Origin of the sequence: Sphingomonas sanguinis NBRC 13937 (assembly GCF_001591005.1) — a bacterium.
GTDB lineage: Bacteria > Pseudomonadota > Alphaproteobacteria > Sphingomonadales > Sphingomonadaceae > Sphingomonas > Sphingomonas sanguinis.
In genome coordinates, this window is the sequence record NZ_BCTY01000044.1 from 1 (window position 1) to 15899 (window position 15899).

Sequence of the window (15899 nt, forward strand, 5' to 3'; positions counted from 1 at the left end):
GCTAGGGTGACTTGCTGGTGTCAAAACCGTCCGGTTATGACACCAGCAACCTAAGCTCGCTCTGTATCCGCCGCAGGGCCTTTCAATCCTGGCGGCGGCAGGTCGGCATCCGGATCGCGTCCCTGTAGCTTGTCTAGGAGACGCATAGCCGGCGTGACGGTCAGCCCGTGGAGGAGGATGGAAAACAGCGCCACCAATCCTACGATGGCCCACAGCCGCTCGCCTCCGGCAAGCTCAACGTGGTTCAGTGCATAAGCCAGGTAATAGAAGGAGCCGACACCGCGGATGCCAAAGAAGGCAAGGGCCATCTTCTCGGAGAGGTCTGCCCGCAAACCGGCAAGCCCTATCAGGCCGGTAACGGGCCGCACGACGAGGATAATGATCGCAGCGGCCAGTACATCTACCCAACCAATCGGTTGAAGGAGCCCACTGACCAGCGCACCACCGAACAGGATCAGGAGCACCATCATGCCGATGCGCTCCACCTGTTCGGTGATGTCGTGCATCTCGCGGTTGAACTCATGATCGCGATGCGAGCGGCGAAGCGTCAATGCGGTGATGAAGACAGCCAGAAAGCCGTAGCAGTTGAGCAGCTCGGTCACGCCGTAGGAGACGAAAGTCGCGGCAATGGCGATCAGGCCATCCCCGGTCTGAGCCAGCTTGGTTTCCGCTGGCACGTGAAAGGTCAGCCAGCCGAACAGGCGGCCGATCAACCAACCGCCGACGACACCCACGCCGATTTCCCACAAAACACTATGGAACACCCATTCGCGCGCCCAAGGCTCTCCGGTGCTCGCCGAAATGCCCAGCGCGATAGCGAGGTTGACGAACGGAAAGGCAAAACCGTCGTTCAGGCCCGCTTCTGACGTTAAACCGAAGCGCACCTCATCTTCCTCTCCGGTCTTGGGAGGACCGACCTGCACGTCTGACGCGAGCACGGGATCAGTGGGAGCGAGGCAAGCCCCAAGCAGAAGCGCCGCGATCCATGACAGGCCCAAGCCCCAGCCTCCGATCGCCGTGATCGCCGCGATGCTGAGGGGCATCGTGACCGCAAGCAGCCGCCAGGTCACATTCCATCGGCGCCAGCTGAATACGCGATCCAGCTTCAGGCCTGCGCCCATCAGCGCGATGATAACGATGAACTCGGTGAAGCGCTCGGTGATGTCGGCGTAAGACAGCGGCAAAGGCCGCAGCGACACAGCCGGCAACGAGAAGACCACGGCTCCGATCCCGATACAGATGATCGGCAGCGACAGCGGCAATCGTTTCAACGCAAGCGGCAGCCATGCTACGAGGGCGATCAGGACTCCGGCACCTGTCAGCCAGAGGATATAGGGTTCAGGCGATGAAAAGCTGGGCACCTGCGCCGCTCTCCAGGCAGTAGCGCGTTCCGAGCGCTTCAGATGGATGTCGCATCAGCCTGGCGGAATGAGCAGACAGGGACCGAACACAGCCTGGCTCCCAGTTCATTACGCGAGACCTCTTGCGGGCCTTTGTTACTGTCGCTGCCGAATTGCGTCAGCACGATCTTCCGTCGCATCCGCCTTCTTCTCGGCAGTCGCGCGAACCCTGCGGGCTTCTTCTTCCAAGGCATCCGCCCGCTGATCGGCTTCGCTGCGAACGGCGTCCGCCTGGTCCTCGGCGGCGTCCGCACGTGCTTCGATCGCCTCGTTCAGACTGTCAGCGGCACGATCCTGGGCTTCCCCCGTCCGCTCCGCCGGCCCTTTCTCGATCGTATCCTCGCTCGATACGACACCTGCGTTGGCGTCGGCCTGCTCGCCGGCATCCTCGCGGGGGCCGTCACAGGCCCCCACGAACGCGATCAGTGCCAGCCCGACGAGCTGGAGGCGTAGCCCTCGTCTCATGACTGCGGTTCCTCGCTCGGCGTCGAACTGCCCGGACGGAGGGTGGTGCTCGACTGCGGCGCGATCGGCGGATGGGGTGTTGCGGCCGAGCCGCTGAGACGCTGAACGAGCTTAGCAGCGGCATCCCGTCCGCCGAGACCGAAGGCGAGCGCGAAAGCGACAGCGATGGCACCCAGGATCAGGCCGAAGGCGAGATTGATAATGTCGTCGGCGAGACCCATGAAGCGCAGGCCGATGGCGGTGCCGAGCACGATAATCGCAACGTGCACGATCTTCGCGGTCAGCTCGGCATTGGCCCCGCCGCCCGCGCGCACGACCGTCGACACCAGCTTTGCGATGGCGATGGCTGCGGCGATGATGACGGCACCGAAAACGACCGAGCCGAGCAGGGTCAGGATCTCCGCCATCATGCGCGAGCCGTAGGCGAAGTTGAGTTGCCGGAACGCCTCCATCAGGCCGAAGATGATGATGGCGACGAACACGGCGTTACCCAGCAGCTTGGATGGCACTAGCGCTGGCGTCGCGGAGGCCCCTGCGGAAGTTGACGGAACCCCGGCCGCCGGCGTCGTGCTTGAGGGGAACACGCCGAGCGCGCTGATCGTGCGATCGAAGCCGGTGCCGCTCAGGAATTGGCTGAGGAGTTGCGACGCGAACCGGCCGATCACATAGGCGAGCGCGAGAATGATCGCGGCTGCGACAACGTGCGGGATGCTGTCGAGGATGATGCGGAGCATCGCGGTCGCCGGATCGGAGATTGCGCGGATGTTGAGCTGATCGAGCGCGGCGATCGCGACCGGGATAATGATGAGCGCGAAGACGATCCCGCCGACCATCCGCGGCAGCGTCGTGGGATCGGCCTTGGCCATCCCGGCGCGTTCGGCGAGCTGCTCGGTGCGGGCGGCTGTCAGCACCGCCTCCACCGCCTTCTTGGCGACGCTGGCGACGATGTAGCCGACGAAGAAGATCAGCCCTGCGCCGATGATGTTGGGGATGGCGGCGCCGAACTGGTTGAGCATTCGGCCGACCGGGCTGGTGGCAGCGGCCAGGCCAAGCGGCTGAGCGGCAAGCACGAGCGCGATCAGGATCACGATCCAGAAGGCCGCATCACCGACCTGGGCACCGACGCTCTTGGGGTTGCGGCCCGTCTCGGGAATACCGGACTGCCGGTGCGCGTGACGCGCCAGCGGCGTCTTGTTGACCAGCGCGGCGACGCCCCACTTGGCGGCCCTCGCCAAAAGGTAGCCGATCAGGAGGATGACGGCCGCGGCAAGAACGCGCGGCCCCCACTCCTGTAGGTAAAGAACGGCGGTGTCGCCGAAGTTGCGGGTGCCGGCGACCATGCCGTCCGCTGTCACATAGTTCGGGTTCATCGCCGTCTCCCTGTTGGCAAAGCATGTGAGCCCGGCACAGGCTCTCACCTGCGCCGGGCTCCACCGACTAGATACGCTTGTCGGTGTCGCGGAAGGTCGAGCCGCGGGTCTCGACGTCGGTGTCGCGGTCGACCTCGACGTCGGTACGGCGCACGGTGTCGTCGACTTCCTCGACATGCTCCTCGGCCGTCTTGGAGACCACGACCTCCTCGACGACACGGGCGGTCTTGCCGACCACCGCTTCCTCGCCGGTCGCGGTCATGTCGACCGTCCGCTCGCGGAAGGCGTCGGTATCGGCCGCGGAAAGCGGCTGATCGACCGAGCGCCGCTCGACGTTGACCCGCTCGTTGCGGAGGCGGATTTGCTCGTGAACCGGCGTTTCAGTCACATAGGAGCGCACGCGCACCCCGCCGCGGCTGACGTCGCGCTTGCCGACGACCAGTTGCTCCTCGACGATCGGGATCACCTCTTCCTGTTCGGCCGTGCGGCCGGCGGTCTCGCGACGGTCGAAGCTGCCGAGAGCGGCCCCGGTCGCACCGGCAGCGGCGCCGGTGCCCGGATAATCCCAGCCCGACGAACGCCACTGGCTCGAACGGTCGTCGATGTCGATCGAGTTGGCCTCTTCGAGCACGCGCACCGCCTCGTCGACGCAATCGTCATCGACGTCGGCGGTCAGCAGCGCACCGCCGCGGCGCACGCCTTCCTCATAGGTGTGGCGGTCTTCATCGGGCACGAACGCGTTCTTGATCGAGTCCCAGAAGCCGCGGTCCTCATGGGTCGAGTAGCCGGTCTCCTTGTAACCGGCGCTCGACTTGTCGTGGATATGGATGTGGTCGGCGTCGATCCGCGCGCTCTTGAGCCGGTCTTTGGCTGCCTCGGCGTCGGCGCGGCTGTCGAACAGAGCGGTGATGGTGCTGGACATGATCTTACTCCTGCGATTGAGACGGGATTTGGCGGCTTACCTCGCCGTCACGACGAGTTCGGTGCGGCGGTTCTCAAAGCGACCGCCAGCGGTAGCGTTGGTGTCGACTGGATCGGTCTCGCCGCCTGAGACAGTCTCGATGCGGCCGGCGTTGATGCCTTGCGCGACGAGCGCCGACTTGACGCTATCGGCTCGGGCCTTGCCGAGCGCCATGTTGGCTGCATCGGTGCCGCTCGCGTCGGCGTAGCCGGCGATGCGGATTCGGGCGTTCGGATACTGCTTGAGGGTCGCGGCCACCTCGTTCACCTCGGCAGCATCGGCGGGTCGGATATTGCTCTTGGCGGTGTCGAAGTTGAGCTTCTCGAAGGTGAAGGTGCGGGGAAGCGGCTCCGTGCCGGCCAGATAGGTGCCGAGACCGGACGTGCCGACCAGCGCGTCAGCGGAGCCGGCGTTCGGGGTCGACGCGACAACCTCGGTCGGGGCGGCCGTAGGAGCGGGAGCGACGGCAGCGGTGTCCTCACGGTTGCAGCGGCTCAGAGCGAACAGCAACGCCAGAATCCCGAGCGCAAGCAGCAACCAAGGGAGCCAGTTGAAGCCCTTGTTCTTCTCGATATGGATGTGACTCGGTGCGCCCTCCGGCCTGTCATCGTTAGGTCCTGCCATGAACATCCTCCTGGGTTTTGGTGAGATCGGTGCGGTCGACCTCGATGCGGGTGCGCCTGAGCGTGGTCGGCAGCTCGACCGCCTCCGCCTGCGCCGACCGGAAGATGTGGACCTCCTCGACGAGGAAAAGCCGCTTCTCGACAACCAATCGCTCCTCGATCACGGGAATGATTGTGGCGCCGTTCTCCTCACGGACAGCGGGGGCTCGATCGACCTCGCGTTCGACCGCTACGCGCCTGATCTCGACGTGCTCGCGCCGAACCTCGTCACGAACAACGACCTGCTCCTGCTCGGGCACGGTGCGGACCGTGACATGCTCGACGTCGGTCGCACGTTTGGTAACGTGCGCCTCCTCCTCAATGATCGGTAGGCGAATGTCGTCGGGCATGCCTGTCCTTCAGCTTTGCCACCTAACGCCGCCGAACCTTTAAAGTGTCCCGGAGCTAACTCTTTCCGGGTTGATCGAGCTGGTAGTTTGCTACTACCGGTGCAGTAGTTCTCGCCGAGCCGTTCATTATCTGCGAGGAACATCATCCTATGGCGCGGCGCTCTACCGGCATGGCCAATCCGCTCTCCCGCGTTCTCGCACGCGACACGTTGACCCACCTCGAACAATTGATTGGCGGCATGACGGCCGGCGTCATCCTGATCGACCTGGCCGGAACGATCATCTGGGCCAATGATGCTGCGCTGGCGATGCACGGCGTCAACAAGCTCGAAGGGCTCGGTGGCAACGCCGACACCTATGCGCAGCGGTTCGCGCTCCGGTTCCGCAACGGGCACCGGCTCGCCAACCGCGAATATCCTGTCATCCGCATGTTGGCGGGCGAGAGCTTCCCGGACCTGGTGGTGGAGGTGAGTGCCGCCGGCAGCGATGAACGTCGTTGGACCCATCGGGTGCGCGACGTCGTGATGACCGGGGACGACGAAGAGCCGGACTGCCTCGCGCTCGTGATTCAGGACGTTTCCGAACAGTATGAAGCGGAGGCGCGGTTCGAGGCCATGTTCCAGGCCAACCCCGCGCCGGCGCTCATTATGCGGCTCTCGGATCAGCGATTTAGCCGGGCAAATCGCGGCTTTCTCGAAATGACCGGCTACCCCCGTCAGGTGGTCCAAGGGAACAGCCTCTACGATCTCGACATTCTCAACGGTGCCGAGCGAAAGGACTATGCCAGGCAGTGCCTTGCGGAAGGCCGGACGATCCCGCAGATGGAAGCGGAGCTGCCGCTGCCGGACGGCAATACCAAGCTCGTCATCATCGCCGGTCAGCCGATCGAAGTCGGCGACGACAAGTGCATGCTGTTTACCTTCGCCGATCTGGAGCCCCGCCGGAAAGCCGAACGGGCGCTTCGATCGAGCGAGACACACTTTCATACCCTGTTTGAGATGGCGCCCGTGGCGATGGTGCTGACTTCGCCCGACAGCCACCGCACAATGGACGTGAACGACGCGTTCGTTCGCCTCACTGGTCGCAGCTCGGCCGGCTCGATCGGCAGAGCCGCCGGCGATCCCGAGCTTTGGGCCGATCCGGCGCAGCGTGAGGAGGTGCAGCAGGAGCTGGATCGAAGCGGGGGCGTGCGCAACCGCGACGTCCGGCTGATCGATGCAGACGGGCAACCGGTCGACTGCCTCCTCTCGGCCGAGCGCATGGAGATCAGGGGCGACCGCTGCACGCTATGGCTTTATCAAGATATCACGGCGCGGCGGAAAAGCGAGCTGGAGCTGGCCGACGCGATCGAAGCGGTGATGAAGGATGCAAGCTGGTTTAGCCGGACCGTGATGGACAAGCTCGCAACCCTGCGTAATCCGCGCGCCGAAACCGCCACTGAGACCGCCGACCTGACGCCTCGTGAGCGTGAGGTGCTGGGGCTTATCTGCGAGGGCCTGGACGACAAGGTGATCGCGAAGCATTTGTCGCTTTCGGGAAACACGGTGCGAAACCACGTTGCCGGCATCTACGGAAAGATCGGTGTCAATCGGCGCGCCGCAGCCATTGCTTGGGCTCGGGAACGTGGCTTTGCCTAAAACAAATGCAACCGTGCGGCCGCAATCCAGTAATGGTCTTCAACAGCAATAGCCGGAGACCATGAGTCACTCACGAGGGGATCGGCAAAGCAAAGAAGGACAGCTATCATGCCAGATACCCCATATAATGATGCATTGGATGTTCTCGCCACGGCTCTGAAGGCAGGGCCTGCCGCTCTTGCGCACCAGAGCGGGGCGGCGGCCCGCACGAACTTCGTGGATCGGCTCACGACAATCGCGCACCGGCTTGATCTGGGCGGCCATGGCGGCGTGCAGGAGGTCTACGAGGCCGCCTCAATCATCGGTCGATTACAAAAGGGGCCGAAACGGCCAAAAGGTGAGGGTTGGTCGATCGAAGATCATCAGGCCATTGCCGATCTTGAGAAGGTGCAGATTGTCCGTCGTCAGAACATTCGGCACAACTCGCGGCGTAGATTAGCGGAGTGCGGACCTCGTCAGGGGGTTGATGTTAGGCGGCGAACTTGCGGTGCTGCAAGCGCCGATGTTCGATGGTCTGTCGCTTGATCCTTTCGCGCAGTTTGATGATTGCCGGAGCCCTGCCGAAGTAGGCGTCGGCAGGCGTCACGTTGGCCAGGCTCTCGTGGTATCGCTGGTGATTGTAGTGCTCGACGAAGGCCTCGATGTGGGCTTCGAGGTCGCCGGGCAGGAAGTAGTTTTCCAGCAAGATGCGGTTTTTCAGGGTCTGGTGCCAGCGCTCGATCTTGCCCTGGGTTTGGGGATGACACGGGGCGCCGCGGACATGGCTCATCTTCCGGGCCTCGATGTATTCCGCCAGCTCACCCGCGATGTAGCTGGGGCCATTATCGCTGAGTAGCCGGGGTTTGTGCAGCACCGTGGCGCTGTCGCAACCAGAAGCCGCCAGGGCGAGGTTCAGCGTGTCGGTGACGTCCTCGGCTCGCATGTTGGTGCACAGCTTCCAGGCGATGATGTAGCGCGAGAAGTCGTCGAGCACGGTCGACAGATACATCCAGCCCCACCCGATGATCTTGAAGTAGGTGAAGTCGGTCTGCCACATCTCGTTCGGCCGCGTGGTTTTCGTGTGGAACTGATCGGCAGCCTTGATCACGACATAGGCCGGGCTGGTGATCAGGTCGTGGGCCTTCAACAGGCGGTAAACCGTGGATTCCGACACGAAGTAGCGCTGCCCATCGGTGAAGCGCACGGCCAATTCCCGGGGGCTCAGCTCAGACTGTTCCAGCGCCAGCTCGATGATCTGGTCGTGGATGCCCGCCGGGATGCGGTTCCACACCCGGCTCGGCGCCGATGGCCGATCTTCCAACGCCTCCGGCCCGCCTTCGAGGTAGCGATCATACCAGCGGTAGAATGTCCGACGAGGGATGCCGAGTTGGTCCAGCGTGCGCTTGGCCGACAGGTGCGACTGCTCGACGGTTCTGATGATCTCGAGCTTCTCGGATGCGGGATATCTCATTCGTCGTTGTCCCCATCCGCGACCATGCTTTTTTTGAGCAGACGGTTTTCCAGTGTCAGATCGGCCACGCATTCCTTCAGGGCCCGGGCTTCGCGGCGCAGGTCCTGGACCTCTCCGGTGGTCGCGGCACGGGCGGTGTCGCCGGCCAGGCGGCGCTTGCCAGCTTCCATGAACTCCTTCGACCAGGTGTAATACAGGCTCTGGGCAATGCCTTCCTTGCGGCATAGCTCGGCGATGCTGTCTTCCCCGCGCAGGCCATCCAGCACGATGCGGATCTTGTCCTCGGCCGAAAAGTGGCGCCGGGTCTGTCGGCGGATGTCCTTCACTACCCGCTCTGCTGGGGCCTTGGCGGGCGATTTTACATTGGAGGATCTGGGCTTCATCTTCGTTCCTTCGTCACTACGACGAAGCCCAGATCCTCCTTAAATCACAACCTCAAATCTGTGCCATTGGTGCTGACGGCGGACAGAGCTGCGCCTCACGGTTGATAAGGATATCGGCCAGGAACCAGTAGGCTTCGCCCCAGGCGTTCAGAATCTCATCGGTTGCCGCCTCGCCCAATATGTCGCGGATCGCCGGCAGCAGCGCGTTGGCGACCGCAGGATAATGTTCGGGCTTGATATGGGTCTCGACATGGCGCGCGGCGATGCGCTCGATTGCGGGTTTCAGCACGTCGAGCTTGTCCACATTCTGCGCAAAGGCGAGGATCGCCGCCGCGAGCCGCTTGGGCTGCGCGCCGGATTCGTGCGCGGCCATGTCAAACAGCGCCTTGATCTCCGGATCGACGAACAGGCGCTGATACATGCGCGTGGTAATCTCCACGCCGTGCTGCTGGAGCGCAGGCGCCGTAGCTTTTACCAAAGCCATTGTTTCGGGGGAAAGCGGTTTGGACATACAGACGTGCTCCGGATTTCAGGACCCTGACAAAAGAGACGATCAAAGTGGCGAGAGGGACCCGATCGAGCAAGGAGCGTGGGCCGGAGAGACAGGCATGCGCGATGAACCCAAGGCTTAGCGTCGGGGTATCCCATATCCGCATTCGATCATAGCTCGACCGCAGCCAGAGGAGCGAGCAAGGTCCACACGACGCCCGAGGCGGGAAACTCCATCTCGGCACGGCCGCGCAAGCTGCGGCTCACGGCCGTGCATATCAGCCGCGACCCAAAGCCCCGCCGCTCGGGCCTGACGACTGGCGGGCCACCCCGTTCGGCCCATTGCATCCAAAGCTCGGCTTCGGTGCCCGAATCCAGCACCTTCCATGTCAGCTCGATCGTGCCCGCCTCATTGGACAGGGCCCCATATTTGATCGCGTTCGTCGCCAGCTCGTGAAAGGCGAGGGTCAACGTCATCGCCGCCCTGGGACCGATCATGACCGTGGGGCCGTCGAGGCGAAGCCGCTCCGCGTAGAGGGTGAAGTGGCCCAGCGCATTTTCCGCCAGCGCGGGCAGGGGCGCCGCCTGCCAGTTGTGGGATAGAAGCTGCTCGGTCGCGTTGCCCAGCGCCGCCAATCGCTCGTCAATGGAAGATCGGGCGTCTTCGATCGAATCGGCCGCCTGCAAGCTCTGGCTGACAAGGGAACGAACGACAGTGAAAATGTTCCTGAACCGATGCTCAAGCTCACGAATCCGGGTTTCAGTATCGACCATAACTCTACGTGCCCCCTACCCGGCTACTTAGAGCAATCGGGAGCCCAGGACGAACATTTTGCACGTCCGCGTGGAGCACAGAGCCAGACGCCGCGTTATTGCGCTGGTCGGTGGGACGGCTGCGTAAGTGCTTGGTGCGACATGACTACACAAGGTGGGATCAGCGGCCTTCGCGTGCTGGTTGTCGAAGATGATTATTGGGTCGCGGCCACGCTGGTCGAGATAATAACCGAAGCAGGCGCGGAAGTTGTCGGCCCTGTCGATTGTGTGCGGGACGCCCTGACGGCGCTGGACTCGTCGCCTCATGTCGCCAGCCTCGATGTGCAACTTGGCTCCGAAACCTCGTTCCCGATCGCGGACGAACTGGACCGTCGCGGCGTGCCCTTCATCTTCGCCACGGGTGCGGCCAGCATGATCCCGGCTGCCCACGCCTCACGCCCGACCTTCCACAAGCCCGCTTCGCGCGAGCTGCTGATCGGGGCGCTTTCTGGCGCGCTCAACCCCGCCTAACAGGGCTGCTTCACTGACGCGATGCAAGAGGCTCAAAAGGAAACGCCCCCTCGTCGTCCAGCAGCTCGCCGGGTTGCATCGGGCCGGCTCCGGTCGCGGCGTCGATCGCGGCTTGCAAATGGACGGCGGTGGCCGTCGCGCCTCGGCCGCTCCGATCCAGTTGGGCCAATGCCATCCTCATAAGCGAGAGGGCTGTGTCGTCGTTCGTCATAGACATGCTTCGATGGGAACCCGGAGCCTTGACGGAACAAGGGTGTCCCGGTCTCGATCGGTCATTGCGCGGCCGATCTCCACGGCGTTCTTCCCGGCGCGCTTGACCGCGTACATGAGCTGATCGACCGCGTGCATCAACGAGGGTTCGTCACGCGGGGTATCAGGGTGAATCAGCAGCGCGCCCATGCTGCACGTCACCGGATGAGACGTGTCGGCCAGAACCGATGACAGGCGCTTGTGGAGCGAGCGGGCGAAATACACCCCTTCCTCGGCCGAATGGACGGGAAGCAAAAAGGCGAACTCGTCGCCGCCGATCCGGCCGAAATCGTCCTCGCGCCGGATGGTCTTCCGTGCGCCCTGCGCGAAGGCGCGCAGCACCTCGTCGCCGGCAACATGGCCGTGGCGGTTATTGATGCCCTTGAAATCGTCGAGATCGAGGATCGCGAGCAGGAAGGTTTGCCGGGCAGGCACCGCTAGATCGAGACGATGGATCACGCGCTCGCGGAACGTCTCCTTGTTGAGCGCATCGGTCATGCGGTCACGCACCGCCAGGTGGTGCTCCCGATCAAAGGACCGGCGGAAGCTGAGAACAATGGCGGCGACGATAACATAGGTGACGGCGCGCACGGCCATCCTTGCCCCGAGCAGGGCGGGGGAGAGCCCTGGAAGTTCGGCGAGATGCGGCACGACGGCGAGAACGGCCGCGACGATCGCCACCAGATAGCCAGCACGACTTCCCAGCGCCCAGCAGGCGGCGCAGACGATCGGCATATAGAGCGGCGCGAGACCAATCCGGGGAAAATGCGCGTTCGCCAGCGCCAGCGCCGTGACGCTGAGGAGAATCGCGAACCAGGCGCGCTCACGCGGCAGGGAATGAAGGCGATCGGCGAGGCGGCCGACAGGCAGATGACTATTCACGCATGTCCTACTCGGTCAAAAGGTTCTCCAAGCTCATTCCCGTCCCAAGTGTTCCCGTGCAGCCGGCGGCACGCCCCATTTCGGGGACGTGCCGGCCACTGAACCGGTTGTGGTTTAGCTGAGGTCCTTTCCTTCCCATCCAAGCGGGGCAACGCTGCGCTGTTGCTGCAAGATGAGGAGGACGAGATGGCTAAGAAGATCACCAACCCGGCTTTGTCGGCGATGCGTGAGGCGGCGGAGGTTGAACCGGCGCGCGCTCGGGTTCGATGCCGGAGCGCTCGCCACACAGCCACCAAGTGCGAGGATGGCAAGAAGCGGGAATGACAAGGCTGTTTTGGGCATGGCTCTCCCTAGAGGCTTGGCCGCTGATCGTAGAAATCGACCTGCATCCGCATGGCTCCGAGCGGTTCGACGAAATGCGGCTGTTCCGGAAGCACCAGCCCTGGCCGATCGGGTGTAAGGATCACCTCAGAGGCCGGATCGAGACAGGTAAGCTTCAATCTCCCTTCGATGACCCGGATCACGCCCCACACACCGGCCTTGGTGCGATGCTCGGAGCGCAGGGCAGCGGGCAATGTCACCTCATCGAATATGGGCGTCGAGCGGTAGGGAAGCACCATTATTTCTATGCTCCTACTTGGATCGTGCATCGCACCGGCTGATCCGCCTTCCTTGCGGTCTGCCGGCATCCTTCGATCTTTTCTCGATTGTCGCGCAGCAACCTGTCGGCCGCGACAATCGCCTCCCAGCTCGGCCGCGATGCGCTCGCCATAAGATGCTGCCCGGCATCCCACGGTGTCGCCTCGGCAAGAACCCGCGTCGCCATGCGTTCGGGCCATTGCCAGCTCGCCGGCGCGATCTCGCGCGCGACCATACCGGGCAGGAAGGACCAGAGGAGGATGCCGATAAGCAACCCGCCCAGCCCGAACCATAGTTGACGGTTCTTTTGATCCCGCGCCGTCAGCGCCGATTGAACGACGGTGCGCAGCTCGCGCCCCTGCTGTTTCATCTCGTTGGTGGCGGTGGCGAGGGCGGCATGATCGGCGCTGCGAAGGTCGGCCGCCGCTCGATTGATCTGCGTCGAAACCTGCGCAGGCGTCATCGCCAGCGCCGGCGACTTCACGATGGCCGTCGTAACCTGGTCCAGGCGTCCGTTGATGCCGTCCAGCCCTTGGACGACATGCCCCAGCGTCTCGGAATAATCCGGCACGTCGATGCTGGTGCGCTCGGCCGCCAGTCCCTCGATGGCGCGGCGCATCAACGCTAGTTCGCCGCGCTGCTGCTCGACCGCAACGCGCACCTGCTCGAACGCCTCCGTTGCCGCGTCGCCGCCTTCCTCCCATTCCTCGTCCGCCATTGTCTCTCCTTATCGGCTCAATCCTCGGTCGCGGCCAATTTCCAGCGAACGGGTCAATTCCTGGCTGATCGGACGATCCCGACGCATCTCCAGCCCCAGCTCGGGCGCGCGCCGCCGCAGCACGGATTCGAGCTGCGGATCGCGATGCAGCCCTCCCGCCAAACCATCCATCTTCTTGGCCGTGCGCTCCGCGCCGGCACGATCGCCGCTGCGCGCGAGCTCGGCCCGCTCGCGCGCCATGCCTTGCCAGCGCTCCACGAAGCGGTCGGCGCGCAGTTCGGGATTGGAACGGACCTGGGCCTCCTCGGCCATTGCCCGCGCCGCCCCGCCGGCTTTGCCTTCGGCCGCGTCGCGCACCAGTGCGGGGTTGCGCTCGAACGCGGACGACAAATCCCGGGCCGCCTGGGGGCGCACCCGATCGAGCGCGCCCCCGGCCTTCGCCAGCGCCTCTTTCTGGTGCGGGAGCACAGGCAAGCCCTTCTCGCGCATCCGGTCCATATCGGCCTGAGCGCGCGCATAGCGTTCGATCGCCTTGGCCTGATTGGGCGCGGGCGATCCCCGCTCGGAGCCGGTGTTAATCGGACCCCCTTTGCCGTCGCGCGCCGGCTCGGGCGACGTTGGTTTCGGGCGGAAGCCGTCGAACATGCCCTTGGCCTTGTCGCGCACCTTGGCGGCGATCTCCCGCGCGCGTTCCGGGAACCGGATCTCGCGCCGCTCGGCGAACGCGCGCGCCCGATCATTGTCCGACGATGCGGCATAGTCGCCAGCCATGTCCTTGGCGCGGTCACGCGACAGGACCCGGGCGAGCTGGCGCTGATCGGTAAAGTCGTCGCGGCCATAGTGGAGCTGCACGCCATCGCGATGCCGCGACATGGCGACATAGGCCCCGTGCCGGTCCATCCCCGGCGTCGCCAGCACATGCGCGCGATCGACCGTCACGCCCTGCGACTTATGGATGGTCGCCGCATAGCCGTGATCGACATGGGCATAATCCTTGAGGTCGAACGCGACACGGCTGCCGCCATCGAGCCGCACCGCCATGCGGCCCTCGCCGACCTGCTCCAGCGTGCCCAGGGTGCCGTTCTTCACGCCCATGCTGCGCTCGTTGCGCAGGAACATGATCCGGTCGCCGGATGCGAACTCGCGCCGGCCGCGATCGACGGTGACGCCCACGTCCTCGCCCAGCCCGCCCGATGCGCGCACCCGCTCGCGCGCTTCCTGGTTCAGTTCGCGCACCTCGGCATTGGTATGGGTGAGAATGATCCGGCTTTGCTCCGGCTCAGCCTGGCGCTGCCGATCCCAGCCATCGACCAGCTCGGCCCGCGCCGTCTCGCGCGTGTCGGCCGCCTGCACCATGCCCCGGCTCTCATAGGCGTGCAGTGCGTCCCCGGTGCGGCCCGTGGCGAGCGAGCGCGTCGCGTCTTTCTGCCAGTCGTCCCGCTGCCGGCGAACCTCGGTGATCTCGGCCGCGCCGTGGCGCTCGCTGATCGACCGGAACGCCGCTCCGGCTTCGATCGCCTGCAACTGCTCGGGATCGCCCACCAGCACCACCTTCGCGCCGGCGTCGCGGGCATGGGACAGCACCCGCTCCATCTGGCGGGTGCCGATCATGCCCGCCTCGTCCACCACCAGCACGTCATTGCGGGAAAGCTGGTCGCGGCCCTGCGCCCACGCATGTTCCAAGCTGGCGATGGTGCGGGACTGGATGCCCGATCCGCCCTCAAGGCTCTCGGCCGCGATGCCGGAGAGCGCCGCGCCGCGGACAGTGTAACCCGCTTGCTCCCATCCATCGCGCGCGATGCCCAACATGGCGGATTTACCGGTGCCGGCATATCCGATCACATTGGAGATGCCGCTCGGCCCGGTTACATGCTCCAGCGCGGCCCGCTGCTCATCCCCGAGCACGAGCCCTTCACTCCCGGCAACGGCTCTCGCTCTGTCGAGCACCGCTGCCGGGAGACCATGCTCCCTCCGCGCTGCCAACTCATCCCCGGCCTTCTCCAACCGCGCCTCGGTCGCGATCATCTCGCGAGAGGTAAACCGCTCCTGGTCACGTCCGTCCTTGCCCAGCGCCACCAGCTCGGGGCTGGCGCGCACCGCCGCCATCACCCGGTCGAACTGCTCCTTGCCGTCCGAATGGCGGAACGCGAACACGGCCAGGTCGCGGGTGGTGAAGGTCGCCTGCTGCCGCGTGATCGCATCGAGCGCCACGCTCGGGTCCGCGACGATCTTCTCGCCGTTCTCGCGTGCGATCCGCAGATGATCGTCGGCGCGCCGGTGCGGCTCGTCCTCCTCCAGACGCCGCGTTCCCATCGGCCCGATCTTGTGCTGCGGTTCTAGCTCGATGCCTTGGTCGGCATAGGAGCGATGATCGATCCGGCCCTCCAGCCCAAGCCCGGCCATGCGCTCGTTGACATGGGCCGCCCACGCCTCGCGCCATTCCTGCAACAGCTCGGTCCCGTTCCAGTCCCGAGCCTTCTTGCCAAATCCGTCCGGCCCCACCTCGCGCATCGTCATCATCACGTGCGCGTGCGGCTTGGGGCTGCCGTCCTCCGCCTTGTCCCAATGGACGTTCAGGTCAGCGACCATCCCGCGCTTCACGAACTGCTCTTCCACGAAGTCGCGCGCGAGCTGCACGCCCTGCTTCTCGTTCATCTCGCGTGGGATCGAGAACTCCACCTCGCGGGCAAGCTGGGCATCCTTGCGCTTCTCCCCTGCCTCCACCTCGTTCCACAGGGCCGTGCGATCGGACAGACGCTCCGGTGCGCCTTGCGGCAATAGCACCTCGGAGTGGATGACGCCGGCCTTGTTCGAGAAATCGTGATGGCGATTCAGCGTCTCATCGAACAGCCGCGATGCCGAGCGATAGGCAGCAGACGCAATCGCGCTGGAGCCCTTCGCGCGGCTGATTACCTTGGCGCTGAAATGGTAGATCGCCATGACGCTCCGCAATCTGCCTT

General features: G+C 64.5%; 17 protein-coding genes. 3 read left to right on the plus strand and 14 right to left on the minus strand.

The features are described 5' to 3' along the window. Positions 1 to 50: 50 nt before the first annotated feature. From SSA01S_RS14935 to SSA01S_RS14960, 6 genes are all read right to left on the minus strand, one after another. Complete coding sequence (locus tag SSA01S_RS14935) at positions 51 to 1361, minus strand: cation:proton antiporter (RefSeq protein WP_061781003.1); 1311 nt, start codon at positions 1359 to 1361, stop codon at positions 51 to 53. Between the two features lie 135 nt (positions 1362 to 1496). Continuing rightward, positions 1497 to 1865 (minus strand): hypothetical protein, encoded by a 369-nt coding sequence (locus SSA01S_RS19615; RefSeq protein ID WP_147276303.1) that lies wholly within the window; start codon positions 1863 to 1865, stop codon positions 1497 to 1499. Further along, positions 1862 to 3235, minus strand: coding sequence for a mechanosensitive ion channel (locus tag SSA01S_RS14945; RefSeq protein ID WP_061781005.1), 1374 nt, complete (start codon positions 3233 to 3235; stop codon positions 1862 to 1864). Before SSA01S_RS14945 ends, SSA01S_RS19615 begins: the two co-directional genes overlap by 4 nt. A gap of 67 nt (positions 3236 to 3302) precedes the next feature. Next, positions 3303 to 4157: a DUF2382 domain-containing protein gene (locus SSA01S_RS14950; protein WP_061781006.1), complete on the minus strand. Its 855-nt coding sequence runs from the start codon at positions 4155 to 4157 to the stop codon at positions 3303 to 3305. A 36-nt stretch (positions 4158 to 4193) separates the two neighbouring features. Beyond that, the gene (locus SSA01S_RS14955; RefSeq protein ID WP_244885690.1) at positions 4194 to 4820 is read right to left on the minus strand and encodes an OmpA family protein; all 627 of its coding nucleotides are present in this window, start codon (positions 4818 to 4820) and stop codon (positions 4194 to 4196) included. Beyond that, a complete protein-coding gene (locus SSA01S_RS14960; RefSeq protein WP_061781007.1) occupies positions 4807 to 5208 on the minus strand; it encodes a YsnF/AvaK domain-containing protein in 402 nt (133 codons plus the stop codon). Before SSA01S_RS14960 ends, SSA01S_RS14955 begins: the two co-directional genes overlap by 14 nt. A 149-nt stretch (positions 5209 to 5357) precedes the next feature. Between SSA01S_RS14960 and SSA01S_RS14965 the strand changes: the two genes are divergently transcribed. Next, on the plus strand, positions 5358 to 6845 hold the full coding sequence (locus tag SSA01S_RS14965) for a helix-turn-helix transcriptional regulator (protein ID WP_244885691.1): 1488 nt from the start codon (positions 5358 to 5360) through the stop codon (positions 6843 to 6845). Positions 6846 to 7314: 469 nt separating this feature from the next. Here SSA01S_RS14965 and SSA01S_RS14970 read toward each other — a convergent pair. The 3 genes from SSA01S_RS14970 to SSA01S_RS14985 form a co-directional block, all read right to left on the minus strand. After that, a protein-coding gene (locus SSA01S_RS14970) for an IS3 family transposase (protein ID WP_370592090.1) occupies positions 7315 to 8678 on the minus strand; the annotation gives its coding sequence in 2 pieces (ribosomal slippage) (positions 7315 to 8328 and positions 8331 to 8678; 1362 coding nt in all). Between the two features lie 52 nt (positions 8679 to 8730). After that, positions 8731 to 9189, minus strand: coding sequence for a globin domain-containing protein (locus SSA01S_RS14980; protein ID WP_061781009.1), 459 nt, complete (start codon positions 9187 to 9189; stop codon positions 8731 to 8733). 149 nt (positions 9190 to 9338) lie between these two features. Further along, positions 9339 to 9941 (minus strand): sensor histidine kinase, encoded by a 603-nt coding sequence (locus SSA01S_RS14985; protein ID WP_061781010.1) that lies wholly within the window; start codon positions 9939 to 9941, stop codon positions 9339 to 9341. Between the two features lie 174 nt (positions 9942 to 10115). Here SSA01S_RS14985 and SSA01S_RS19850 point away from each other — a divergent pair, with 174 nt between their 5' ends. After that, a complete protein-coding gene (locus tag SSA01S_RS19850) occupies positions 10116 to 10451 on the plus strand; it encodes a response regulator (RefSeq protein WP_061781011.1) in 336 nt (111 codons plus the stop codon). Positions 10452 to 10461: 10 nt separating this feature from the next. Here SSA01S_RS19850 and SSA01S_RS14995 read toward each other — a convergent pair whose 3' ends face one another. Next, positions 10462 to 10662 (minus strand): hypothetical protein, encoded by a 201-nt coding sequence (locus SSA01S_RS14995; protein WP_042490936.1) that lies wholly within the window; start codon positions 10660 to 10662, stop codon positions 10462 to 10464. After that, on the minus strand, positions 10659 to 11582 hold the full coding sequence (locus SSA01S_RS15000; RefSeq protein WP_244885692.1) for a GGDEF domain-containing protein: 924 nt from the start codon (positions 11580 to 11582) through the stop codon (positions 10659 to 10661). Before SSA01S_RS15000 ends, SSA01S_RS14995 begins: the two co-directional genes overlap by 4 nt. 186 nt (positions 11583 to 11768) lie before the next feature. Between SSA01S_RS15000 and SSA01S_RS19620 the strand changes: the two genes are divergently transcribed. Next, positions 11769 to 11906: a hypothetical protein gene (locus tag SSA01S_RS19620; RefSeq protein WP_156477841.1), complete on the plus strand. Its 138-nt coding sequence runs from the start codon at positions 11769 to 11771 to the stop codon at positions 11904 to 11906. A 26-nt stretch (positions 11907 to 11932) separates the two neighbouring features. Here SSA01S_RS19620 and SSA01S_RS15005 read toward each other — a convergent pair whose 3' ends face one another. The 3 genes from SSA01S_RS15005 to traA are packed head-to-tail and all read right to left on the minus strand — an operon-like array spanning position 11933 to position 15879. Next, positions 11933 to 12202 (minus strand): TehB family protein, encoded by a 270-nt coding sequence (locus tag SSA01S_RS15005; RefSeq protein ID WP_061781012.1) that lies wholly within the window; start codon positions 12200 to 12202, stop codon positions 11933 to 11935. 5 nt (positions 12203 to 12207) lie between these two features. Then, positions 12208 to 12939, minus strand: coding sequence for a DUF6118 family protein (locus SSA01S_RS15010; RefSeq protein WP_061781013.1), 732 nt, complete (start codon positions 12937 to 12939; stop codon positions 12208 to 12210). Between the two features lie 9 nt (positions 12940 to 12948). Continuing rightward, entirely contained in the window at positions 12949 to 15879 is a 2931-nt protein-coding gene (traA, locus tag SSA01S_RS15015) for a Ti-type conjugative transfer relaxase TraA (protein ID WP_061781014.1), read from the minus strand. Positions 15880 to 15899: the final 20 nt, after the last annotated feature.